Annotated in this window: 22 protein-coding genes; 10 read left to right on the top strand and 12 right to left on the bottom strand. The window is 39.9% G+C overall.

Annotation, left to right across the window (positions count from 1 at the left end; genetic code table 11):
- Positions 1-91 precede the first annotated feature (91 nt).
- From fucP to ASU31_RS14330, 3 genes are all read left to right on the top strand, one after another.
- A complete protein-coding gene (gene fucP / locus ASU31_RS14340; protein WP_057932977.1) occupies positions 92-1435 on the top strand; it encodes an L-fucose:H+ symporter permease in 1344 nt (447 codons plus the stop codon).
- Complete coding sequence (locus ASU31_RS14335) at positions 1410-3047, top strand: UxaA family hydrolase (RefSeq protein WP_057932976.1); 1638 nt, start codon at positions 1410-1412, stop codon at positions 3045-3047. Before fucP ends, ASU31_RS14335 begins: the two co-directional genes overlap by 26 nt.
- Before the next feature lie 163 nt (positions 3048-3210).
- Positions 3211-3993 (top strand): L-fucose dehydrogenase, encoded by a 783-nt coding sequence (locus ASU31_RS14330; RefSeq protein ID WP_057932975.1) that lies wholly within the window; start codon positions 3211-3213, stop codon positions 3991-3993.
- 159 nt (positions 3994-4152) lie between these two features.
- Here the strand turns inward: ASU31_RS14330 and ASU31_RS14325 are convergent, their stop codons facing one another.
- The gene (locus ASU31_RS14325; protein ID WP_057932974.1) at positions 4153-4782 is read right to left on the bottom strand and encodes a DNA-3-methyladenine glycosylase family protein; all 630 of its coding nucleotides are present in this window, start codon (positions 4780-4782) and stop codon (positions 4153-4155) included.
- 110 nt (positions 4783-4892) lie between these two features.
- Between ASU31_RS14325 and ASU31_RS14320 the strand changes: the two genes are divergently transcribed.
- The 6 genes from ASU31_RS14320 (at position 4893) to ASU31_RS14295 (ending at position 13148) form a co-directional block, all read left to right on the top strand.
- Positions 4893-5570, top strand: coding sequence for a response regulator transcription factor (locus ASU31_RS14320; RefSeq protein ID WP_057932973.1), 678 nt, complete (start codon positions 4893-4895; stop codon positions 5568-5570).
- Positions 5570-6922 (top strand): sensor histidine kinase, encoded by a 1353-nt coding sequence (locus ASU31_RS14315; RefSeq protein ID WP_057932972.1) that lies wholly within the window; start codon positions 5570-5572, stop codon positions 6920-6922. The genes ASU31_RS14320 and ASU31_RS14315 overlap by 1 nt, the downstream gene beginning before the upstream one ends.
- A 179-nt stretch (positions 6923-7101) precedes the next feature.
- On the top strand, positions 7102-8373 hold the full coding sequence (locus tag ASU31_RS14310; protein ID WP_057932971.1) for a TolC family protein: 1272 nt from the start codon (positions 7102-7104) through the stop codon (positions 8371-8373).
- Positions 8374-8378: 5 nt separating this feature from the next.
- Positions 8379-9467, top strand: coding sequence for an efflux RND transporter periplasmic adaptor subunit (locus ASU31_RS14305; protein WP_057932970.1), 1089 nt, complete (start codon positions 8379-8381; stop codon positions 9465-9467).
- Positions 9468-9493: 26 nt separating this feature from the next.
- The gene (locus tag ASU31_RS14300) at positions 9494-12625 is read left to right on the top strand and encodes an efflux RND transporter permease subunit (RefSeq protein WP_057932969.1); all 3132 of its coding nucleotides are present in this window, start codon (positions 9494-9496) and stop codon (positions 12623-12625) included.
- 115 nt (positions 12626-12740) lie between these two features.
- A complete protein-coding gene (locus ASU31_RS14295) occupies positions 12741-13148 on the top strand; it encodes a hypothetical protein (protein WP_057932968.1) in 408 nt (135 codons plus the stop codon).
- Positions 13149-13281: 133 nt separating this feature from the next.
- On the opposite strand, the gene ASU31_RS14290 is transcribed toward ASU31_RS14295, so the two are convergent.
- The 11 genes from ASU31_RS14290 to ASU31_RS14240 all read right to left on the bottom strand — a co-directional run bounded on the left by ASU31_RS14290 (position 13282) and on the right by ASU31_RS14240 (position 23375).
- A complete protein-coding gene (locus ASU31_RS14290) occupies positions 13282-14631 on the bottom strand; it encodes an alkaline phosphatase family protein (protein WP_057932967.1) in 1350 nt (449 codons plus the stop codon).
- A gap of 8 nt (positions 14632-14639) precedes the next feature.
- A complete protein-coding gene (gene eboE / locus ASU31_RS14285; RefSeq protein ID WP_057932966.1) occupies positions 14640-15845 on the bottom strand; it encodes a metabolite traffic protein EboE in 1206 nt (401 codons plus the stop codon).
- Between the two features lie 3 nt (positions 15846-15848).
- Positions 15849-17012 (bottom strand): 3-dehydroquinate synthase, encoded by a 1164-nt coding sequence (locus ASU31_RS14280; RefSeq protein WP_057932965.1) that lies wholly within the window; start codon positions 17010-17012, stop codon positions 15849-15851.
- A gap of 28 nt (positions 17013-17040) precedes the next feature.
- A complete protein-coding gene (gene eboC / locus ASU31_RS14275) occupies positions 17041-17925 on the bottom strand; it encodes a UbiA-like protein EboC (RefSeq protein WP_245224540.1) in 885 nt (294 codons plus the stop codon).
- Positions 17926-17929: 4 nt separating this feature from the next.
- Complete coding sequence (locus tag ASU31_RS14270) at positions 17930-18916, bottom strand: TatD family hydrolase (protein WP_057932964.1); 987 nt, start codon at positions 18914-18916, stop codon at positions 17930-17932.
- A gap of 26 nt (positions 18917-18942) precedes the next feature.
- Positions 18943-19800: an EboA domain-containing protein gene (locus ASU31_RS14265; protein WP_057932963.1), complete on the bottom strand. Its 858-nt coding sequence runs from the start codon at positions 19798-19800 to the stop codon at positions 18943-18945.
- A gap of 16 nt (positions 19801-19816) precedes the next feature.
- Entirely contained in the window at positions 19817-20197 is a 381-nt protein-coding gene (locus tag ASU31_RS14260; RefSeq protein ID WP_057932962.1) for a transmembrane 220 family protein, read from the bottom strand.
- A gap of 211 nt (positions 20198-20408) precedes the next feature.
- The gene (locus ASU31_RS14255) at positions 20409-21320 is read right to left on the bottom strand and encodes an alpha/beta hydrolase (RefSeq protein WP_057932961.1); all 912 of its coding nucleotides are present in this window, start codon (positions 21318-21320) and stop codon (positions 20409-20411) included.
- Between the two features lie 67 nt (positions 21321-21387).
- Positions 21388-22299, bottom strand: a complete 912-nt coding sequence (locus ASU31_RS14250; protein ID WP_057932960.1) for an AraC family transcriptional regulator — start codon at positions 22297-22299, stop codon at positions 21388-21390.
- A 76-nt stretch (positions 22300-22375) separates the two neighbouring features.
- Positions 22376-22801, bottom strand: coding sequence for a DUF4345 domain-containing protein (locus ASU31_RS14245; RefSeq protein WP_057932959.1), 426 nt, complete (start codon positions 22799-22801; stop codon positions 22376-22378).
- A gap of 67 nt (positions 22802-22868) precedes the next feature.
- Complete coding sequence (locus tag ASU31_RS14240; RefSeq protein ID WP_057932958.1) at positions 22869-23375, bottom strand: Crp/Fnr family transcriptional regulator; 507 nt, start codon at positions 23373-23375, stop codon at positions 22869-22871.
- Between the two features lie 183 nt (positions 23376-23558).
- On the opposite strand from ASU31_RS14240, the gene ASU31_RS14235 reads away from it, so the two are divergent.
- Positions 23559-23987, top strand: coding sequence for a hypothetical protein (locus ASU31_RS14235; RefSeq protein WP_057932957.1), 429 nt, complete (start codon positions 23559-23561; stop codon positions 23985-23987).
- The last annotated feature ends 130 nt before the right edge of the window (positions 23988-24117 follow it).

Raw genomic sequence — 24117 nt, 5'->3', positions numbered from 1 at the left:
TGTTAAATTTTTATTAACGCTTAACGGTTTAATTTGTAATACAACATCTAACCAAAAAGAACCTGCTTAAACCATTATAACCAAATAAAACATGAGTCACACTCCATCAACGAACTTTCAGGTATCCGATACACCAAAAAATGGCAAGGGATATTTATTTCCACTAATTTTGGTCACCAGCCTCTTTTTCTTCTGGGGTTTTGTCCACAATCTCGATCCTGTATTAATTCCGCATTTACGCAAAGCTTTTCAACTAAACGTTTTCGAATCTACCCTGGTCGATTCTTCGGTTTTTATCGCTTATTTTTTATTGGCGCTACCTGCAGGCTACATTATGCGCAAGTATGGGTATAAAAGTGGTATCATATTAGGTCTCGTTTTATTCGCCATCGGCTGTTTATTATTTATACCCGCAGCCAATACTGCACAATATATATTTTTCTTAGGTGCACTTTTTATTATCGCCTGTGGTTTAACCTTCCTGGAAACAGCGGCAAATCCTTATGTTACCGTACTGGGACCACCAGAAACAGCTACCCAGCGTTTAAATTTCTCTCAGTCTTTTAATGGTTTAGCTGCATTTTTAGCACCAGTACTTGGTGGTAAATTTATTTTTACCGAAGTAAAATATACCGATGCCCAATTGGCGAAAATGTTGCCTTTAGAAAAACAGGCTTATATGCTTGAAGAGGCGTCGACGGTAAAAGCGCCTTATCTAATTTTGGGTATCCTGATTATTGTTGTAGCCATCCTATTTATTTTCACCAAGCTGCCAGATATTAAGGAAGAAGAAAATGCCCAGGAAAAAAGCAGTTTTGCACATGTATTGGGCCATAGCCATTTGCGTTGGGCCATCATCGGTCAGTTTTTTTATGTAGGCGCACAGGTTTGCGTATTGAGTTTATTCATCAGTTTTGTAACCTCTTCTGCAGGTATTAGTCAGGATGCAGCAAAATGGTACGCTGGTGCGGCAGGCCTGGCTTTTATGATTGGCAGGTTCGCCGGAACTTTCTTCATGAGATACGTAGCTGCCCATAAACTATTGATGCTTTACGCATTAATCAGTGCTGTACTTACCCTCGTATCTATTTTTGCAAGCGGCATGATTACCGTTTATGCTTTAATCGGTGTCTCTTTCTTTATGTCGATCATGTTCCCAACCATATTCTCATTGGGCATAGCAGGTTTGGGTAAAGATACAAAACTGGGTTCATCGTTAATTGTGATGTCTATTGTTGGTGGTGCTTTTTTACCTCCGATATTGGGGTTAATATCAGATGCTACACACAATATACAATATGGGTATTTGGTACCTTTTATATGCTTTTTAGTGGTTTTCTACTTCGGATGGAAAGGATGGAAACCCAATCACATTGAAAAAGAAATTAGTTTAGATTATAAAATTGACAATGAAAAAATTAGTCATCAAGATTAACAATGCTGATAATGTTTTGGTTGCGTTACAAGATTTACCTAAAGACACCAAAATAGTGCATGAAGGGAATACCTACGTTACTGTTGATGAAATCCCTGCCAAGCATAAATTTTTTATGCAGGATATGAAAGCAGGTGATGAGGTAATGATGTACGGCGTTTTGGTTGGAAAGGTACAATTTGATGTAAAGGCTGGTATGCGGATGAATGTAGAGAATACCAAACATGCTGCAGAGCCATTTGCCTATCGCAATGTTAATTACAAATGGGAAGCCCCCGATGTAAGTAAATATACCAACCGCAGCTTTAATGGTTATCACCGTAAAAATGGCGCAGTGGGCACCGCAAACTATTGGTTGTTTATCCCGACTGTATTTTGCGAAAACAGAAATCTGGATATCATTAAAGAATCGCTTTACAGTGAGTTGGGTTATGCGGTAGATGATAAATATAAAGCTTACACCCATAAACTGGTTCAGGCCTTTGAAAAGGGAGAAGACATTAATCATATTAGTTTTGAACCTAAAGTAGATAAGGCCAGCCGTACCTTTAAAAATGTAGATGGAATTAAATTCCTCACGCATAATGGGGGTTGTGGTGGAACACGTCAGGATGCTGATACATTAAGCAAATTATTGGCGGCCTATGCCCATCACCCCAATGTGGCTGGTATAACGGTTTTAAGTTTGGGCTGTCAGCATTTGCAGGTTGAAGATTTTAAACGCGACTTATTTGCGCTCGATCCCGATTTTGATAAACCACTTTTAATTTTCGAGCAGCAAAAAGCGCAAAGCGAAGAGCAATTGATCCAAAATTCAATCCGCAGTACTTTTGAAGGATTAATGTTCATTAATAAACAAGAACGTGCAGCAGCCCCACTAAGCAAAATGTGTGTGGGTGTAAAATGTGGTGGTAGCGATGGTTTTAGCGGTATTTCTGCAAATCCAGCTGTTGGTTATTGTGCCGATTTATTGGTGGCTTTAGGGGCCAAGGTTTTATTGGCCGAGTTCCCTGAACTTTGTGGCGTAGAGCAAGAAATGATCGACAGGTCTGTGGACCGTCCAACGGCTGAAAAATTTATCCGCTTAATGACCGAATATGATGATCTGGCGCATAAAGTTGGCTCTGGCTTTTACATGAATCCTTCTCCAGGCAATATCAAAGACGGTTTAATTACCGATGCGATTAAGTCGGCAGGTGCTGCACGTAAAGCGGGCTCCGCTCCTGTTGTAGATGTTTTAGATTATACAGAACCTGCCACTAAACCTGGCCTAAGCTTGGTATGTACCCCGGGGAATGATGTGGAAGCGACCACAGGTAAAGCTGCTGCCGGAGCAACCTTAATTTTATTTACTACCGGTTTGGGTACGCCAACAGGAAATCCGGTTTGTCCCACCATTAAAGTGGCTACCAATTCAATCCTGGCCAAACGCATGAGTGATATTATCGATATCGACACAGGAGCAGTAATTAATGGCGAAAAAACCATTAACGAAATGGGCGAAGATATATTAGAATACTGTATTAAAGTAGCCAGCGGCGAAGAAATTCCTAAGGCGGTACAACTCAATCAGGATGATTTTATCCCCTGGAAAAGAGGTGTGAGCCTTTAATTCCATGGAGGATGGACAATCGATCCGTCATTTCGACTGAAGCGCAGTCCCGAATTTTCGGGAGAGAAATCTATAGAAGCAAGGCTAAATACCCCTCTATGTTCCCTGTGAAAACTCTATGTTCTCTGTGCTTTTAATAATAAAACAAAAATATTAACCAAATATGAATTTAAATTTAGACGGCAAAATAATCCTGGTGAGCGGTGGCGCAAAAGGCATTGGCGCAGCAATTGTAAAAGCTTTGGCCATTGAAAATGCTTTTCCCATTATTATTGGCCGTAACGAAAACGACAACCTGAAAATGCTTCAGGAAATTACAGTTTTAGGCTTAAAAGCCGATTATTTTACCGCAGAGCTCACCATGCCCGAAAGCTGCAAAACCATTGTTGATGCAATATTAGCAAAATATGGCAGAATAGATGGCCTAGTGAACAATGCTGGTGTTAATGATGGTATTGGCCTCGAAAATGGCACTTATGAAGGTTTTATGGAATCGTTACATAAAAACGTGGTGCATTATTACCTTTTGGCTAAACATGCCTTACCTGCACTTAAACAGAGCAAGGGTTCTATTTTAAATATTGGTAGTAAAACTGCAGAAACCGGACAAGGTGGAACTTCGGGTTATGCTGCATCAAACGGTGCCAGAAATGCCTTAACGCGTGAGTGGGCAGTAGAATTATTGCCTTTTAGCATTCGTGTCAATGCGATTATTGTTGCTGAAGCCTGGACGCCGCTATACGAGAAATGGATCAACTCTTTCGAAGACCGTGATGAAAAACTGAAGAACATTACAGATAAAATTCCTTTCGAGAACAGAATGACCAGTGTGGATGAGATTGCCAACATGGCTGTATTCTTATTATCAGATAAATCCAGTCACACTACAGGCCAACTGATCCATGTGGATGGCGGTTATGTACACCTGGATAGGGCACTTTTGTAAAATATTTATACTCAATTCAACAAGACGCGTCATTCCCGCGCAGGCGGGAATCTTAAAGCACTAGTATTTGGCATTAAGATTATCTTCGATGAGCACGTTGTGGTTCCCAATCAACCCGATAGCTATCGGGTTGGGAATGACGTAACGCGCTTAACCAATCTATTTCTTTTTCCTTTCCTCCAGATAAGCATGCCATAACAACATTGTAGCAATGGTTCGGTGAGGTTTAAATTGATCAGCTACAGCCAATATTTCTTCTTTACTTAGCCCTGCTTCCAAGCCTTTTACTTTCTTTAATGAGTTAACCGCAGCCAAATCACCGATCGGAAAAACATCGGTATGGTGCAAAATAAAAATCAGATAAATATCAACCGTCCAATCGCCAATACCTTTAATTGTTTTAAGCTGGTATCTGATGCTTGTATCATCCATTGTTTCCATTTTGCTTAAAGACAATGCTCCACTGATCAGGCTTTCGGCCAAATGACGAACATAAATCGTTTTTTGCCGACTGAAATAACAATCTCTTAATTCCTGATCGGTAAGTAGCAATAAGCGTTCAGGCACAACTTCTCCTATTTTTTCTTTCAGTTTATTTAAGGCAGCCAATGCCGAAGCCAAAGAAACCTGTTGTTCCAGGATAATATGTATAAGTGATTCGAAAGTATTCGGTCTCGACCAGAAAGGTGGGTATCCATATTTATCCAAGATGGATTGTAAATCTGCATCGCTGCTGCCTACTAAATTACAAAACTGGTGGAAGTTGGTCTGATCAAAAGTTTCGAACATTTTTATGGATGTTGAATTGGAACGGATGAATTTTGTATATTCAAATATAATACAATCAACAAATTATCCATTTTAATCCCGTTTTAAGATGAGATGGTTACTTTTGTCGGATGCTAAAGATCGGAATAGCTGAAGACGACCCTAAAATTGCTGAACTTTTAAAATCGGCACTCGAAGAAAACGATTACCAGGTGTTTACTGTAGCCAACGGTATTGATGCGCTGGAGCTTTTCTTGGGCGAAAGCTTTAACCTGTTCATTATCGATGTGATGATGCCGCGGCTTAACGGTATTCAGCTTTGTAAACACATCCGTGGAAATGCCGTGCAAACGCCGATTTTGATGCTTACCGCTTTGGGTGCTATTGATGATAAGGTTACAGGCCTAGAAGCTGGGGCTGATGATTACCTGGTAAAACCTTTCCACCTGAAAGAACTCCTGGCAAGAGTGGCTGCACTTTTACGCAGACAACCTATCGTTACCGCTCAAACTGACCACAAATTATATTTCGAAGACCTGGTGCTCAATACTTACAGCAAAGAAGTCAGCCGTGGAGGAAAAACAATCGAACTTAGCGCCAAAGAATTTGTGTTGCTCGAATTGTTTATGCGCAATCCCAACCGTTTACTCTCGCGGCAATTTATAGCAGAGCAAGTTTGGGACATCAGTTTCGAAACCGGAACCAATGTAATTGATGTGTATATCAATTTCTTACGAAAAAAGATCGAAAAGGGTTTTGAACGGAAACTCATCCACACCAAAATCAATATGGGTTATATCCTGAAATAATGAAGATAAAGGATCGTATAGCATTATATTTTACACTGATCAGCACCTCGTTGCTGTTTGCTGTACTCTGTACCGTGTATTTTACTTTCATGAAATTTTTGGAAGCAGATTTCTTCGAGCGCCTTACCGACCGTACTATGGTTACGGCCAAACTTTACCTCGAAGCCGACGAAATTAGCCGGGATGCGTTGAACAATGTGCGCCACAAATACCTGCAAAAGTTAAACGGCGAAGTTACCCGCATTTACGACAATAAAAACAGGGCCACCTTTATTGGCGATTCTGCTCAATACTGGACCAATTCTACTATCGATGAAGTTCGCAAAAAAGGCCGTTTAAAATATACTGATGGCCAGCGGCAGGTAGTTGGCATTTATTACAAAGATAATCAGGGCGACTTTGTAATCCTGGCTTCAGCAGATGATCAAGGCTCGCACAACAGGCTCGATAAGTTATTGAAGATCATGATTTTCATCTTCATTCTAATTTCCCTAATCGTGCTATTGTTGAGCCGGTGGATTGCACAAAATATGCTAAAACCCCTGCAAAAGTTTATGCAGGAAGTAAAACAGGCGGGTTCGCAGAACATGGAGTTCAGGGTAGAAGAAAAGCACAACAAAGATGAAATCAACCTGATTGCCAAAAGCTTCAATCATTTAATGGAAGAACTGGAACAGGCTTTTATTTTACAGAAAACCTTTGTTGCCAATGCCTCTCACGAACTTCGTACACCCGTAACGCGGATCATGATGAATGCTGAGTTGGCTTTATCCAAAGAAAGAGACCATACAGCTTATGAAAAGGTAATTGCTTCTATGCTCGAAGATGCCGAGAAAATGGAACACATCATTACCGGATTGCTCGCTCTTGCAAAAATGGATCTGGAACTGATCAATTCTCAACTTATTCCAATCAGGTTAGACCACCTGCTTCTCAAAATACAATCAGACTGGAAAGCACAGAAAAACCTTGATCTTAAAATTACTTATCAAAATCCAATTGATCCAAAACCTGAAATATTGGCCAATGCTGTACTATTACAAATTGCCTTGGATAATATCATTTCGAATGCTTTCAAATTTTCTGACAATCAACAGGTAAGCGTTGTTGTTGAAGCAACTGAAAATGACTTTCTCATTCACATTACCGACAATGGAACAGGTATCGCTACTGAGGAACAGGAAAATATTTTCAAACCCTTTTATACGCGGGCAAAAGATTTTGGCCGTCAAGGTGAAGGAATGGGACTTTATATTGCTCAAAAAATTATCGATCTGCTAAAAGGTGAAATAACTACCACAAATCTTGAAAAAGGAGGTTGCACTTTTACGGTGAGATTGACAAAGCTTTAGTAGCTATTTATTACTTCATTCTAATTTTACAACTCAATCGTCACCCTGAATTCATTTCAGGGTCTTAGCGACAGAATAGATGCTGAAATAAATTCAGCATGACGATTAGCGTCCCAACTTTAATTCCCTTTTAATTTCCGTTTAATCCCCCTTTAATTCGGCAAAGATAGCTTTGCCATATGAGAAGAATATGTACGTTGCTCATTTTCTTTTTGGCCATCAGGCCTGGAGCAACTTTTGCACAAACCGATGCACTAAGCTTAACCCTTAGCAAAGCAGAAAGCCTTTTTTTAAAATACAATTATGATCTCCTGGCCAGTAATTACGAGATCGATCAGGCAAAGGCCGAAATTATTACCGCCAAACTCTTTGATAATCCTACGCTAGAATATGAAAATCTGTTTTACAACCACGAAACAAAGAAATTCCTGCAAACCTCTTATGCTTACGGACAATACGCGGCTTCTATTTCGCAACTGTTCAAACTTGCTGGCAAACGCAATAAAAACATCAAACTGGCCCAAACCGGGGTTAAGCTAGCCGAATATGAATATTTCGATCTGATGCGAACATTAAAATTCGAACTGGTCAACACGTTTTATAAAACCTATTTCTCTGCACAATCAGTTAAACTGTATCAGGAACAGATCAGCTCTACCGATCAATTATTAAAAGCATATAATATCCAGTTAAAAATGGGCAATGTTGCCACAAAAGATGTCATCAGAATTAAATCACTGTTAATCAATCTCAAAGCCGAACAGGCGGGCTTACTGAACGACCTGGAAGATCATTACAAAGACCTTAAGCTACTCTGTGGCTTGGATGCCAATATTTCACTTTCTTTAATTGTAGATCAAGCAGACTTTAAGAACGGATTGCTCGATAAAGTCCCTTACAGTTGCTTATTAGATTCGGCCAGAGCCAACCGCGCTGACCTTAAATTAGCCAAAACCGACCTGCTTTACAACGAGCGCAATTTAAAACTGCAAAAGGCGATGGCCATTCCTGATATAGAAATTGGCCTTAGTTATGATTTAAAAGGTAATTATCCTGAAAAATATACAGGTTTGGGCATCAAAATTCCCATTCCACTTTTCTCCAGAAACCAGGGTGAAATTAAAAAAGCCCAAGTTGGTATAGCTGCAGCCGATATGAACATCAAAAAACAGGAAGCCCTACTCGAGAATGAAGTATTTAACAGCTACAAAACCGCTTTACGCAACGAAAAATTATACGAAGAGATCGATCCTGCCTTTAGTACCGATTTTAATACGCTTATTTCTGCCCTCATTAAAAATTTCAAAGCAAGGAACATCAGTCTGATCGAATTTTTAGACCTCTATGATGCCTACAAAGAAAATACACTGCAACTGAATAAACTCCAATTCGAAAGAATGAGCACCCGTGCTGAGCTCAACTATGTAACCGGTTCTAATATTTTTAAATAAATCTCATGCAAAATCTCTATAAAAACACTGTGCTCATTGCCACAAGCATTTTAATATTTGCCTGCAACGAACATAAAACGACCGCGCCAAACGATAAATTTGCCATCACCGATTCCCTGATTAACCGCTTGCTGATTGATACCGTGCAACAGGCCAACAGCAAAACAGAACTAATGTTTTCGGCCAAAATTACAGCAGATGAAGAACGTCGCTCAGAACTTTTTCCGATGGTAAGCGGCATCGTAAACCGCGTTGGTGTAAGGTTGGGCGATCAGGTTGTGAACGGACAAACGCTGGCCACGGTAAACAGTTCTGAAATGGCCGGATTTGACAAAGAGGTAATTACCGCAAACGCCGAACTTAAAAATACTGAGCGATCGTTAAAACAGGCCGAGCAGCTTTTCCAAAGTGGTTTATCCTCGGCAAAAGAGCTCGATGAAGCCAAAAACGATTACCAGATTAAAAAAGCAGAAGCCAAAAGGGCTAACTCCGTATTAAAACTCAATGGTGGCAGCAGTACCGGATTATATGCTATTAAATCGCCCATTAATGGTTTTGTGATCGAAAAAAACGTAACACAAAATATGCAGTTGCGCAGCGATAACAATAAAAGCCTCTTTACCATTGCCGATCTCTCCAACGTTTGGGCTATGATCAACATTTACGAATCGGATATTTCGCGTGTTAAAGCCGGCGATGAAGTGAGTTTATTTACCCTCTCCTATCCCGACAAAGTTTTTAAAGGAAAAATAGAGAAATTATATAATCAGGTAGATCAGGATAGCAAGGTAATGAATGCAAGGGTTGTGATCCCAAATCATGAATTTTTATTAAAACCAGGTATGCTCGGAACGGTAAAAGTTTCAGCAAATTCGGCCATCGATCTTCCGGTATTAAACTCAAGGGCAGTTATTTTCGATGAAAACAAAAATTATGTGCTAGTCTTAGGTCAGGACCACAAAGTGAGGATCCAGGAGATCGAAATCGGGCGGAAAACAGCCGACAAAACCTACATCAGCAAAGGTGTAAAGGCCAGCGATCGCATCATCGCATCTAAACAGGTTTTCTTGTTCGAAAGTTTAAAAACTCAATAATTTCTTTTCATTCCTAGATTTCAAAAATGAATAAATTCATAAAAAGCATCATAGGCTTTGCACTGAAGAATAAATATTTCATCTTTTTTGCCACTTTTATCTTAATTCTGGCAGGTTATTTAAGCTTCAAACACACCACCATTGATGCGTTTCCTGATGTTACCAATACCAATATCACCATCATTACCCAATGGCCGGGCCGAAGTGCCGAAGAGGTAGAAAAGTTTGTAAGCAGACCTTTGGAAATTGCCATGAACCCTACCGAAAAACGGACCAGCATCCGTTCTTCTTCCCTATTTGGCTTATCCATCGTAAAAGTAAGTTTCGAAGATGATGTAGATTATGCTGAAGCACGCGTACAGGTAAACAACCACCTCGATGAAGCAGACCTGCCCGAAGGAATCCAACCCGAAGTACAGCCGCCTTACGGGCCTACTGGTGAGATCTTCCGTTATACCTTATCTAGCGACACAAAATCTGTGCGTGAGTTAAAAACCTTACAGGATTGGGTGATACAAAGAGAACTTTTATCTGTTTCGGGCATTGCTGATGTAGTAAGTTTTGGAGGCGAGGTAAAAACCTACCAGATTACTGTTGATCCACAAAAAGCCATCCAATATGGTGTAAGCGCGAAGGAACTCTTCGAAGCGGTATCTAAAAGCAACATCAATGTGGGCGGCGATGTAATTGTACAAAGTGGTCAGGCTTATGTGGTGCGCGGTATCGGCGTGCTCAACAATATCGACGAAATCAGGAATGTGGTGGTTGATAATATTAATGGCACCCCTGTTTATGTTAAAACCATTGCCGATGTGGCAGAATCGGCTTTACCAAGGCTAGGGCAAGTTGGTCGCGACAAAGATCCCGATGTGGTTGAAGGCATTATTGTGATGAGGAAGGGCGGTAATCCAAGTGATGTAATTGCCAGGCTGAAAGAAAAAATAAATACGATCAATGCCAGTATTTTGCCTGATGATGTAAAAATCAAACCTTTCTACGACCGTGAAGATCTGGTTAACTACTCCGTACACACCGTGATGGGCAATATGCTTGAAGGGATTTTATTTGTTACCCTGATCGTATTCCTCTTCATGGCCGATTGGCGCACCACTTTAATCGTTTCTATTATCATTCCTTTAGCACTTCTTTTTGCATTTATCTGCCTCAAATTAAAAGGCATGCCAGCCAACCTGCTTTCGATGGGTGCAATTGATTTCGGAATCATTATAGACGGCGCCGTAGTAATGGTTGAAGGAATTTTCGTCGTGCTGGATGCAAAAGCAAAAAAAGTGGGCATGGAAAAGTTTAATAAAATGAGCAAACTCGGTTTTATTAAAAAAGCCTGTCTAGAAAACGGAAAAGGCATTTTATTTGCCAAACTGATCATCATTACTGGTTTGCTCCCCATTTTCACCTTTGAAAAAGTAGAAGGTAAAATGTTCTCTCCCCTGGCCTGGACTTTAAGTTTTGCCTTATTGGGCGCTTTGATCTTAACCTTCACACTTGTACCGGCCATGGCCAGCATACTTCTAAAAAAGGATGTAAAAGAGAAACACAATATCTTTTTAGAATGGATTACCAAAGCAACCCTTAAATTTTACGATCTCTGTTTCAAAAAAAAGAAACTGGTTTTTGGAATTTCTATTGTAGTGCTGTTTTTAGGTGTTTTTAGTTTTAAATTTCTGGGGACAGAATTTTTGCCCGGTTTAGATGAGGGCTCCATTTATGTGCGTGCTACCGGCCCTTTGAGTATTTCGTTGGATGAGACCAAAAAACTTTCCAACGAGATGAGAAAGATCTTTTTAAGTTTCGAAGAGGTAAAACAGGTGATGTCGCAGACTGGCCGGCCAAACGATGGAACGGATGCAACGGGTTTTTACAACATGGAATTCCACGTGGATATTTACCCCCGAAAAGAATGGAAACGGAAACAGACAAAAGAACAGCTGATTGAGCGGATGCAGGAGAAATTAAAGCGCTTTCCGGGTATAAGCCTCAACTTTTCTCAGCCAATTTCTGATAATGTAGAAGAAGCTGTTTCAGGTGTAAAAGGATCAATTGTAGTGAAGCTGTTTGGCGAAAACTTCGGGTACATCGAAAAGGAAGAGGAAAAAATAGAAGGTATTTTAAAAACGGTAGAGGGTATTGAAGATTTAGGCATACTCAGGAATCTGGGGCAGCCAGAATTACAGATTAATCTCGATCAGAAAAAAATGGCCTTATATGGCGTAAGCACAGCAGATGCCAATGCAGTGATCGAAATGGCGATCGGTGGTAAAGCCGCTACACAGATTTATGAAGGTGAACGCAAATTTGATCTCATCATCCGTTATCCCGAAGATTTCAGGAACGACGAAAGTTCGATCAGTAAATTACGTATACCTACGCTATCGGGTTCAAATGTTCAATTGGGCGAAATCTCAAGTATCCGCAAAATTACCGGACCAAGTATGATTTACCGCGATAAGCACAAGCGTTATGGGGCAATCAAATTCTCGATCAGAGGCCGTGATATGGGCAGCGTAATTGCCGAAGCACAACAAAAAGTAAATGCAAAAATCAAATTGCCACAGGGCTATCAGCTCGAGTGGGCCGGTGATTTCGAAAACCAGCAAAGGGCTATTGCACGTTTATCGCAGGCTGTTCCGGTAAGTTTGTTGCTGATATTTTTTATCCTGTTTGTGCTTTTCGGCAATTTTAGGGATGCGCTATTGGTACTCAATAACGTTCCTTTTGCCATGATCGGTGGCATATTGGGGCTGTTGGCCGCAGGTGTAAACTTTAATATTTCAGCAGGCATTGGTTTTATAGCATTATTCGGTATCTGTGTGCAGAACGGTGTGATCCTGATTACCCGTTTCAAAACCAATATCACCGAGCTGAAACACCACGCCACCTGGACTTTTACCGATGCCATGCGTGATGGGATTGCCAGCAGATTTAGGCCGGTATTAATGACGGCCTTAATGGCCGCTATTGGTTTAATGCCAGCAGCACTCTCTACCGGAATCGGTTCCGAAGCCTCAAAGCCATTGGCCATTGTAGTTATCGGTGGGTTAATTACCAATACCTTATTTAACCTTTTTGTGTATCCGATTGTGTTTTATTGGTCGTACAGGAGAAAGGTACATAAAGCGATGAGAGATGTAAAAATATAAGATTGACCATCGAAGATGTAAAATGGACGATGGATTTCAATGTTTAATTAACTAAAAAACAGTTTTCAGTAGCGTTTTGGGTTTCTGTACCGTATAAGCTATAAATTAAAGCTTTATGAAAAAGATATTATTACTCCTTTTAGCGTTTGCAAGCGTTATTCATGTATCCTGCAAAAAAAACAACAGCAACGGCAGTAATAACGATGGGCCTGGTGAAGTTTATGGTAAGTGGAAACTCACCGAAACGATGCAGGATCCTGGTGATGGAAGTGGCAGATATAAAAAGGTAAGCGGCCAGACCAAATATCTTATTCTAAACAAATCGGCAGATAAAGCCGGTAAATTTGAAGGCGATGCACTTCCTGATTTATTTTCGTTCAGAATTTTGGACAGTGTAAAAATGGAGGTTTACAGCAACACCTATAAAATGCCGATGATTTATCAGTACAAGGTTTCGGCAAAATCGCTACAGCTTAACCCTCCTTGTTTCGAAGGTTGCGGGTACAGGTTTGTAAGGGAATAATAATAATGTTGTAGGTAAGCTTCTTAAAAAGATTAATTTATTTGAACTTAAATTCAACAAGATGCTTCTTAATACAATCGTCCAGCTGATTCGATAGCTATCAGATCAGCAGAACATTATTCTTTATTCTTTTTCAAACAGTTAAACTATCCCAAATTACCTGATAAACATCTGGTGCTTGTAAGGTTTTATCGATTGCCTTTGAAGTAACCAGAACAGGTTTAAATTGATCGGCTACATTAATGCTGCCATGCGATCCTTTAACCAAAGTGGCATCAAGTGGAATTACATCCATTACATAACGGAAGCCAGCTTTTTTCCTTAAAAGTTTATACCCTGCCCTCAATTTAGAGGTCATGAACATTTCTACAGGATCGTAACCTGGTTTCTTATGGATATCAACCACCCTGGCATAATCCGGAGCTTTAGCATCATCAAGCCAGAAATAATAGGTAAACCAACTGTTTTCTTTCGCGGTAAGAACCAGATCGCCAGAACGTTCGTGATTAATGTGGTGTTTCCCCTGTTCTGCCTTATCAAGCACCAATTCAATATCAGGTACACTTTTCAATAAAGCCTTTACCTGCTCAGTTACACTTTTATCGTTGATATAAACATGTGCTACCTGATGATCCGCCACGACAAAAGCTTTCGAAGCGCCGGGATCGAGTAATTCCAGTCCTCTTTCTTCCCGGATCTGGATTAAACCGTTTTCCCTGAACAAACGGTTAAGGTGGATTGGCTTATTTACCGGGGCAATGCCATATTCGGAAAGCAAAATGATGCGAGCGCCCCTACTTTCGTAAAAACGCACCAATTCTTCTACCACCTGATCGATTTCTTTCAGTTCGGTACTGATTTTATCAAGTTCAGGGCCAAACTTTTGCAGGCAATAGTCTAAATGGGGTAAATAAATCAAGGTAAGCGTAGGATTGTGTAGCTTTTCAGTTTCCATCGAAGCATCTGCAATCCATTTTGTAGATTTAATATTTGCACCAGGGCCCCAGAACTGAAACAAGGGGAACTGCCCCAATTTAGCCTGTAAATGGTCGCGCAGTTCCGCAGGTTGCGAATAACAGTCCGGCAATTTACGGCCATCGGCAAGGTAATTTGGCCGTGGCGTTACCGAAAAATCGGCTGTTGAGTACATGTTGTACCACCAGAACATATTAGCACAGGTAAAATCCGGATCTTCCTTTTTAGCCTGATCCCATATTTTTTCCGCATTTACCAGTTTGTTAGACTGCTTCCAGAATTTAATTTCAGCATCAGCATGATCGTACCATCCATTTCCTACAATACCGTTTTCTGAAGGATATTTACCTGTAAGATAACTCGACTGCACCGCTGTTGTAACTGCCGGCAATAAAGGTTCTATGGTAGTTAAATGGTTCTCTGCAATATATTTCTGAAGAAAAGGCATATGTGCTCCAATTACGGACGCAGATAGGGCTACGATATCGATAACAACGGTTTTATGCATGTTCTTATTTATAATAAATTTTTAACCCAGGCCAGTTCCCTGATAATTGAATCGTTCAAAGGTGCTTTTAAAGCTGTTGGTAAAACTTCCCAGGTATAGGTTTCTACTTCTAAATGAGCGGTAAAAGGGTTGTTTTTTTGCAAGTTTAATACCTCGGTAATATCCGACTGTGTAGATTGGATCAAACCCATATCTTCAACAAATATGGGTACATGAAAATGTGCCCGCCACTCCTCTACTTCAGGATTTTCACCCGCTGCCAGAGCATCAGAAAGGTCGGGATAACGCAACAGCGAGCCATCATTTTTTCGTGCAATTACCTGATGGAGATAAGTAGGTTCATCAAAACGGCCTAATTGAGCCAATACGGCTGTTCTTTCTGAAACAGATGCTGGCAATTTAGCTTTTAGCGCGGCACTGATCTGGATTTTTCCAATCTGAATACCTTTCTCCTGCAATTCATTGATGATAGCAGTATGCGGTTCATAACCGATTGCGAAATGGCAAACATCATAACACAAACGGATATGCTTTTTGATCAGATTTTCTGCATCAATCGCATTTAAACCTGATTGCGCAGCAAAATATGTTTTCCCAATTGGTAAAAGTTCGTTTTCAAACCAGTTGATAAATTCGGGACCTGATTCGAGAAAACCATCAGGTTCTGGTTCGATATCGAGATGGATGATTTTACCTGTCTTTTTATAGATTTTCGCTAAGCCTTCGGCGACTTCTAAAATATGTGTACTCGCAGTAACTGTAGCTTTTTCTCTTTCCAAAGCATCTTTAAACCAAGGTTTGTAGCTCAATGGCGAGGTTGAAATGCCTCCATCCATATCTTCGGGGAGTAACTGCGAAAGAATTTCTGCTAAACGGAGTGTATATTCAACGCGATCTCTCGTCGTCCAATCGGGCGCATGTACCTGATCTTTAACCCTGGTATGATGAAAACCGCCATATGGAAATCCGTTCATCGTAAAAACATATCCACCTTCCTGCACAAGCCACTGCTTAAATGTTTCCAGATGATTTTCTTCCAATAATTCAATACTGGCGAGATTGGAAAGACGCAAACCTATACCCATCAGTGCCTCTGGCGACAGTTGCGCTTTCAATACCGGAAAACTATCTTTCAACACGTCAAAATGTGCCATCCAGCTTTCGCCTGCATAAATGTTGGTACAGAAGGTTAAATGTCCGGAAGTTAATTTCATAGCTTAATGTTGAATAATAGCAGTTTGGTTATTTAAGATTTCGGCAGCTTGTTTTAAAATGTCGGCATCAATTTCGTGAACTTCCTCTCCACTACCCAGGCCTGTAAGTAAGGTGATGGTCAGCTCCCCGCCAAGATGCTCCCTAAATTCTTCAAGCCCATGCAAAATTGGGCTATTGCCTTCGATAACCTGTAACAAAGGATGCGTTAATTCGAAACCAAGTTGCTGGATCAGGCTGATTACCCTTTGCGCATCTTCGGCACTGATCCTGCCCGATAAATTGGAATATACGGCATCTAAGGCTATGCCCATGGCAACAGCTTCACCATGCCGCACTTCAAAATTAGTCAGGTATTCCAGTTTATGTGCGCTCCAATGGCCAAAATCCAACGGTCGGGCCGAACCACTTTCAAAAGGATCGGCACTGCGGATATGCTCCATATGGAGTTTTGCACATTTCCAGATCTGGTAGTTCATGGCGGTTATATCCCGCTGTGCAAGCGCTGTGGCATTCGCTTCCAGCCACTCAAAAAACTCACGGTCTTTAATCAATGCCACTTTAATTGCTTCGGCAATGCCTGAGCGCCAATCGCGATCGGATAAAGTGCTTAAAAATATTTCATCGTTAAAAACAGCAACCGGGGGCGAAAAAGTGCCTAAAAAGTTCTTTTTATTAAAATAATTAATCCCATTTTTTACGCCAACACCCGAATCGTTCTGCGAAAGCACGGTACTTGGAATCCTGATGTGTTTGATACCTCGGTGCGCAACCGTAGCCGCATAGCCCACCATATCGAGTACAGCGCCACCACCAATGGCAGCAACAAACGAATGCCTGTCGATCCCATGAATATTGATGGCTTCTAACACCTGATCAAAATAGCTAGTGTCGTTTTTAACCTGTTCTCCCCCCGGGATGATCAGGATATCCTGAACCAACTGCGTTTGAGAATATTTTGCAAAATATGTTTTAATCTGGTTATTAAGTTCTTTGTGTGCATTTGCTACACCTTCATCAATTACAAACAAGATTTTCTTTACTGCAACAGCTGGATTCAGGTTAACTAAAAAACTGTTCAAAAGTTCGTTTTCAGGCAAAAAAAGCGATGAAGTAAAGAAAACATTGTAATTATATTGTACCGTAAAGGATTGATGTAAATGTTCCATATCAATTTGAGAATGTGTGTTTGATGGTTTAAGTAACGGCGAATAATTTAGACAGCCACATGGATAACGGCAATAAAGCTGCAATGATAAAAGCCAAAATCAGGGCATCGAAAGTTACGGCCCAGGCTGCATCCATCAAAATAAGTGAAATTACGCCAGCTTTTACCGCCCCGCCGATATTTTTACCGATAGGCTCCTTTATTGCTTTTAAAAGTGGCCTGAAAATCATAAAGGTAAATGGAAGCAGAAACAGCAGCGACCACAGCAACCTATCGTTTACAAAAGCAAAATAAGCAATAGCACAGATCACAATTGCATACAGAAAGGCGGCCAAATATAAATTTTTAGTATGGCCTCCGTGAACTTCGCCACGGCTGGTCATGGTGATGGAGAAAATATAAATTACCGGAATAACCGCTAAATAATAATGGCTTTGAAGCATTTCTGGCACAATACTCAAACCCAATAGTAAGTTAAAACCACGGCATAAGCCCATATTCAAGGGTCCGAAAAAAGGATGGTGCTTGCCAAATTTATTATAAAGCAAGGCGAAAACGGCTACCAAAAGTGCCAGGAAGCCCGAAGTTAAACTATTTAATGCAGCTAAAGCAATTCCGGCAAAGAGTAATAAACTTCCCAAAATGGTTGCATTTTTTAAGCTGATCAGCCCACTGGGTATGGCTCTTTCCGGACGTTCTATTTTATCCAGATCGGCATCAAAAACATCGTTAAAAACGATCCCCCCTCCATACAAACAAGCTGTTGATGCGGCCAAAAACGCAATAGATAACCATGGAATAGACACCCCACTACTTAGGACACCAGAAATGGCAATTCCTGCCAGAATATCGGCTACAGACGTAACAATATTGGCAGGGCGCATCATGCGCAGATAGACAGTTATTTTTTTCAATACTTTAGCTAATGATGATCGACGATTTATCTGCTCTTGGCTGTTGTCCGCCACGCAAAATGGTATTACCTTCAAATTTCTCGGTAAGGTCTACATTTTTTTGCGCATTGAAATCGGCTTCATCTAGCTGCCCACTCTGTGCAAATGCGGTAATTGCATTGCGGTAAGTAACCAGCTCAATATCCTCATCACTTAAACCACGCATTTTCATTAAAGCAGCGGTTTTTGGTACCGCCAAAGGATCGCTGATGCCCCAATCGGCAGCAGAATTTACCATAATACGTTCTGCGCCATACTGCTTTACAATTTCTACCATTCGCTCGTTACCCATTTTAGTAAACGGATAAATGGTAAAAGCAGCCCAAAAGCCTCTATCTAAAACCTCTTTTACCGTTTCTTCGTTATTATGATCGATAATTACGCCATAAGGATCAAGGCCATGCTCCAAAGCAATATCCATACTGCGTTGTGTACCTTTTTTCTTATCGCGGTGTGGTGTATGCACCTGAACAGGTAAACCTGCTTCTTTAGCAAGCTGAAGTTGTAATCTGTAATACTTTTCTTCAGCTGCAGTCTGATCGTCGAAGCCGATCTCGCCTACGCCAACTACACCTTCTTTATAGATAAACAATGGCAATATTTCCATTACCTGTTCTGCCAGGCTTTCATTATTGGCTTCTCTTGAGTTAAGACCAATGGTGCAATAATGTTTAATGCCAAATTGAGAAGAGCGGAAGCGCTCCCAACCGATTAAGCTACTGTAATAATCTCTAAAGCTATCTAATCCGGTACGTGGCTGCCCCAACCAAAATGCGGGTTCTATCAAAGCAACAACGCCTGCATCGGCCATCGCCTGGTAGTCGTCTGTTGTTCTCGAAGTCATGTGAACATGTGGGTCGAAGAATTTCATTCCCTTTACCGCACTGATATCGAACGCTTCAGGCTCCCCCATCAATGCTTTATCTCTTTCAATTGAACTACTGCAACACATATATTTCTGTTTTGAATTTCTAATGGTTAAAATGAATCCCAGTTTAAGTTTCCTTCCGAGAGGGCCAACTTAAGTTCAGGAAAAGTGTTAATATAATCCTTTGCCGGCTGATAATCAGACTGTGCGACAGCAAGTGCAATGGCGCGTTGTTCAATCTGGTCGTAATGCTGTAAACCGACTTTAAGGGTCTCAAAAATTTCAGCATTGATAAATTTGCCAACCAGGCGCCAAAGCTGTGGGCTTACCTTTCGTTTGGCAGCCCAACGTTCTTTTGCATAATCTATCAAAGTTAGTGCAAGTTCCAGATTGGCACGTTTATCTAAACCAACGATGAACTTAATATTTTTTTCGGTAAAAAACGCTTTCAGCACCAATTGGTTCCAGGCAGCTTCATCCAAATTTTCTGAAGGATAAGGATTGTTTTCCATTATCGCTTCCAAAACGGAGCCGATATTGCTCCTGATCCCTTCAGCACACCGTTTTACCCAAATTTCAGGATGAGCTAAAAACGGCAAGGCCGAATACAAAGCCACCGCCTCATTCATTTCTGCCGACAGGAATAACCGATCGACGGTTGCGTAGCGTTTCTCCTGGTCTATCGAATTTAAAGTGCTCAGCAACCAAACGCGACAAAGCCTATCGATGGTCCAGTTACTAATATAACTGATCCCAGCCTCTTTTATTAAAACCTTTTGGTCATCGTTAAGTTGAATAAGCGATTTCCCGGTTTTGCGCGGCACCATCACAAATGCCTGACTGATTTTATTGCTTAGATCAGCTGATTGTGTTATACTTTCCAACCAATTTTGGCCATCTGCAACTACATTGCTTTTTATAATAGCTGATAAAGCTTTTTGGATAGCCATCGTATCATCACCTTTCATAAAGTATCTAAATCTATTAGCTGGTAATACCTGCCGAAACAAAATAATTGATCAACAAAGCCCCCGCAATAATCAACAGGCCAAAAAATTCCCGCGTTTGTTCGATATAAGGTTTTGTGGCCTGCATGCTCTGCACGAGGCTCTCGCGTCTGTATTTGGTAATCCAATCCCGCACACCATCTTTTGCGAAGAACAGGATAGCAGCATAAATTAAATAGAAAGCAGTTAAAAACAGATAAGCGAAAGGATAAAATTTACCCGCCGCAGCCAATCCGCAGCATATTGCGGCACTTAAATAGATAGACACCCAAAGAAAAGCATCGTTATCATTTAAATTTACATAGGCAAAGCCTAAAAACGAGATGCAAAAAATAATGTTAAGGATAATTAAAAGCATTTTAAGTTATTTGGTTTAAAATAAGCTAAATCGATTTCCCGATTTTTTTCATTGAAAAACAAAGTTATTTAAACTGAATGCTTTTTTTGCTTAAAAATTGTAAATTATATACTGCTATAAAAGTTTTTTTTTGATTAAAAATGGCCTTACCATAAATCTAAAAACAACTGATTTTGAGCAATGGAAGCTAACAAATTTTCAAACCAGGTTTTTATCTTTCAGCACATCCAAAACCGTTTTTTTTCATCCATTCGTAGCAACTTATAAACCAGCCATCTTTATTTTCAACATCATAAATACCAAAACCATGCCCTCCTGTTTGAAGAATATGTAGTTCAGCTTTAACCTTGGCTTTGAGTAGTGCATCGAAAAACTGCAGACTATTTTTCACCGGGATTACATCATCATCAGCCGCATGAACCAAAAATGTTGGCGGTGTAATATCACTAACACACTTATTAGTACTATATAAACTTAACGCTTTTGCTGTAGGTTTTTTCCCTAATAAATTTTCTCTGGTGCGCGGTATATCCGGATCATAAATGATAACGGGATAAAGTAAAATCATAAAATCGGGTCTGAGCGATATATGCTCTCTATTATCTATTACTACCCTGTTTAACTGCGTGCCTGCTGTTGAGACTAAATGCCCCCCTGCCGATAGCCCCATCATCCCTATCTTATCTGCTTTTATATCCCATTCGCCTGCTCTTCTGCGTACCATTTTAATAGCGGTCTGTGCATCCTGCAATGGACCGATCATTTTGTCGTTCATAATTCTATCGCTGGGCAAACGATACTTCACAACAAAGGCAGCAACCCCCAGCGCGCTGAATGCCTTAGCAATTTCAATGCATTTTTTTGGGGCAAGAACAAAATAACCACCACCGGGAAAAATGATTACTGCAGTTCCGTTGGCTTTATTCTTATCCGGAAAATAGGCCTGCATGGTAGGGATACTTACATTTTTAGTCAGGCCATTGCTGTCGGTTTCTTCAATGTAATCGGCAGGGGTTTTCTTTGCATTTGGTACCTGCCCTTGATAAAGTGGGATAGTAAGATCCTGGGCACAGCAAAATGAGGAGGATAAAATATAAAAGAAAAAAATAAAGGCTCGTTTCAAGGGAGTTGGGTTTAATTGTTTAAAATTAAGCCCGATTTAACAATTAACATGTGCAAAAATGCGCTATTTATGCCTGTGTTTTTCTGAACATCAAAGGTTGAAAACCATAAGCTGATTTAAAGGCCCTGCAAAAAGCACTCACGTTTTCGAATCCACAGGACCAGGTTATTTCATGAATGGGTTTATCTGTATTTTTAAGCAAATCAACAGCCTGTTTAAGTTTTATCTGAATCAGGTATTGATGTGGCGTAACCTTAAATACAGATTTAAACTGCCTGATGAGCTGAGGAACTGATAAACAAGCAATACTACCCAATAATTTTAAATCGGGCTTCTCCATAAAAGTTGAATGAAGAAAATCCTTCGCAATACACAGACGCCTGTAAATTTCGATTTTTGAGCTTGGCTTTATGGCCGATACACCTGCAATTTTTTCGGTGTCGGATTTAAGTGTCCTGATCAGGTATCTAAGTAAAAAAAACAGCTGTTCTTCAGCACCATCGTCATAATCATTATTTTCGAGACCTGAAATAAGCGTTGCCAGTTGCAACTGTAATTCAGGATCGATATCATTCAATGTTTGAAAAAACTCCGGTTGTTCATTATTCCTATAAAATGGATTATCCAATAATCCCACTTCACTTTTTAAAGTATCCTGGAATACCTGTGCGGCAAAATCTTTCTGAAAAAAAACCGATAATCCCCTTACCTTATCCATGGTATCAATTTTACAGGAATAATTTTGTTCATCGTTGAGGATCAGGAACTGTCCAGGCCGAATGGCCAGCTTACGTTTATTAATACCATACCACTCCTCTCCTTTTAATATCGTTTTGAAAGAAAGGCAACCCACATGATCATCACAAAAACTATAACTGCTAACGGTATTAAAAACAACATTTTGCACTTTAAACCGTCTAAAATGAAGATCCTGATCAAAATCAGGATTGGAATGATCTGGTAGTGAAGTTAAATACATCTGCTGATAATATTTTTTCGATTAAGATTAACACAAGATAATAACTGTTGCATTAAAACGATCATTTTTGAGCAAGTTACTGCTGTGAAACATTTGTTTCTTTCTTGATTCTGGCATACAAAAGCAGCAATACGAAACCTAAAATACTAAAAGTTGATTCAATGATTAACCATTGAGAACCGAAACTACCCAAAGGTCCATCAACCCAAATGGTGATCAACCTGGAAATAGAATAGACAGCCCAAAAAAGCAAAAGAAAAAAAAGCGCCTTCCTGATATTATTCAACAAAAGGTAAATCAGCAAAAAGGTAATCAGCAAACCAACCCCTCCATATATCCCCCTGATAGAACTTATAGCATCTGTATTGGGCAATTGGGTTGACACTAAATCCATCGTTGCCTGCGGATTCCAAATGGATGAGATACTAACATAAGCTAAACTCAGGATAGAAAAACCGATGTAAACCTGGCTACAGGTTTTAATAATTTTTTGTGCATTCATAATCAATATTTTTTATTGGTAATGAGGCAAAGGTGTTTGCTTTTTTATAATTAAATCTTGATTGAAGTCAAGGTTTTTTTAAACGCGATAAGGTTTCGGCGCTCATTCTTAAATAATTTGCAATGTGTTTAAGCGGAATCTGCTGAAAGAGTTGTGGGCTCCTGCTCAAAACCCGGTTGTACCGTTCCATTGGGGAACTGGTTAAAATATCAATTTCACGTTCAAGCTGTTGTACAACAAGGTTTTCTAAAATTTTCATCCAAAAGAGCTGATTCTTTTCAGTTTCTAAAAAATGATCAACCTGCTGCCTTGGTATAACCCTTATTACTGTTTTTTTAATGGCCTGAATAAAATAATTTGAGGGTTTACCGGTTAAAAAAGAATCCATCAAAACAATTAAATTACCCTGGTAACCAAATCTGATCACTTGCTCTTCATCATTATCCAAAACAAATAATCGTAAACTGCCACTTTCGATATAATACACATTTGTATCGATACTTCCTTTTATGCTTAAAAATTCATTTCTGTTAATGGTAATGGTTTTCACCGAAAGCTCAACAAATTCTCTCATTTTATTTTGTATGGATGATATTAAACAGCGCAATTATTTTTTACCGGCAATTTAAAAATCGTTTGTATCATTCTGGCAATTCCTACCAGGTGAATGCTATAATTGAGCATTTCTGCACATGCTTAGAAAAACATACATGATAATTTTGAGCAGTTTAAAACAGAAATATTAAAAAATCAATCTATGAAATCAGTTAGTAAAAATTTATCATTATTGTTCTTTACATTAGTATTAACCCTCGTATTTTCCTGCAAGGGTAAAGATAAAGATGTTCCGTCAAATAATTCGGATGAAGCTGCCGCAACTAGAGTTGTAGGCACCTATAAAGGGACAGTGGATATCACTTCAACCGAATATTTTAATGCAATTATCCAGGTCACAAAAGAGAATGGCAACAAAGTAAAGGTTACAGCAAAACCTGGTGAGCCTTATTCCAATGTAACATCAAAAATTTTCACTATAAAAGCAATACAGGGTTCAAATGATGCCGAGGCGATTGGGGCTCCGGAAGGAACATTGGTATACGACCACGCGGCAAAGAATATCGTTATTGTTACCCTGCCAACCGCATCGGGCGACATTACATTTAATTTCAGAGGTACAAAACAGTAAAAACGAAATTGAAAGCCCCTCAGCCGCTCAATTTATGGTTAAAAGTATATCGACTATTAGCGTGTTCATTAAAATATTCAGGTTATAACAGTAACCTGGCTATTTTATCTATACCTTTTATATATTTAAA

The organism is Pedobacter ginsenosidimutans (assembly GCF_001442625.1).
GTDB classification, from domain to species: domain Bacteria; phylum Bacteroidota; class Bacteroidia; order Sphingobacteriales; family Sphingobacteriaceae; genus Pedobacter; species Pedobacter ginsenosidimutans.
This window is presented reverse-complemented; position numbering and strand designations above follow the sequence as displayed.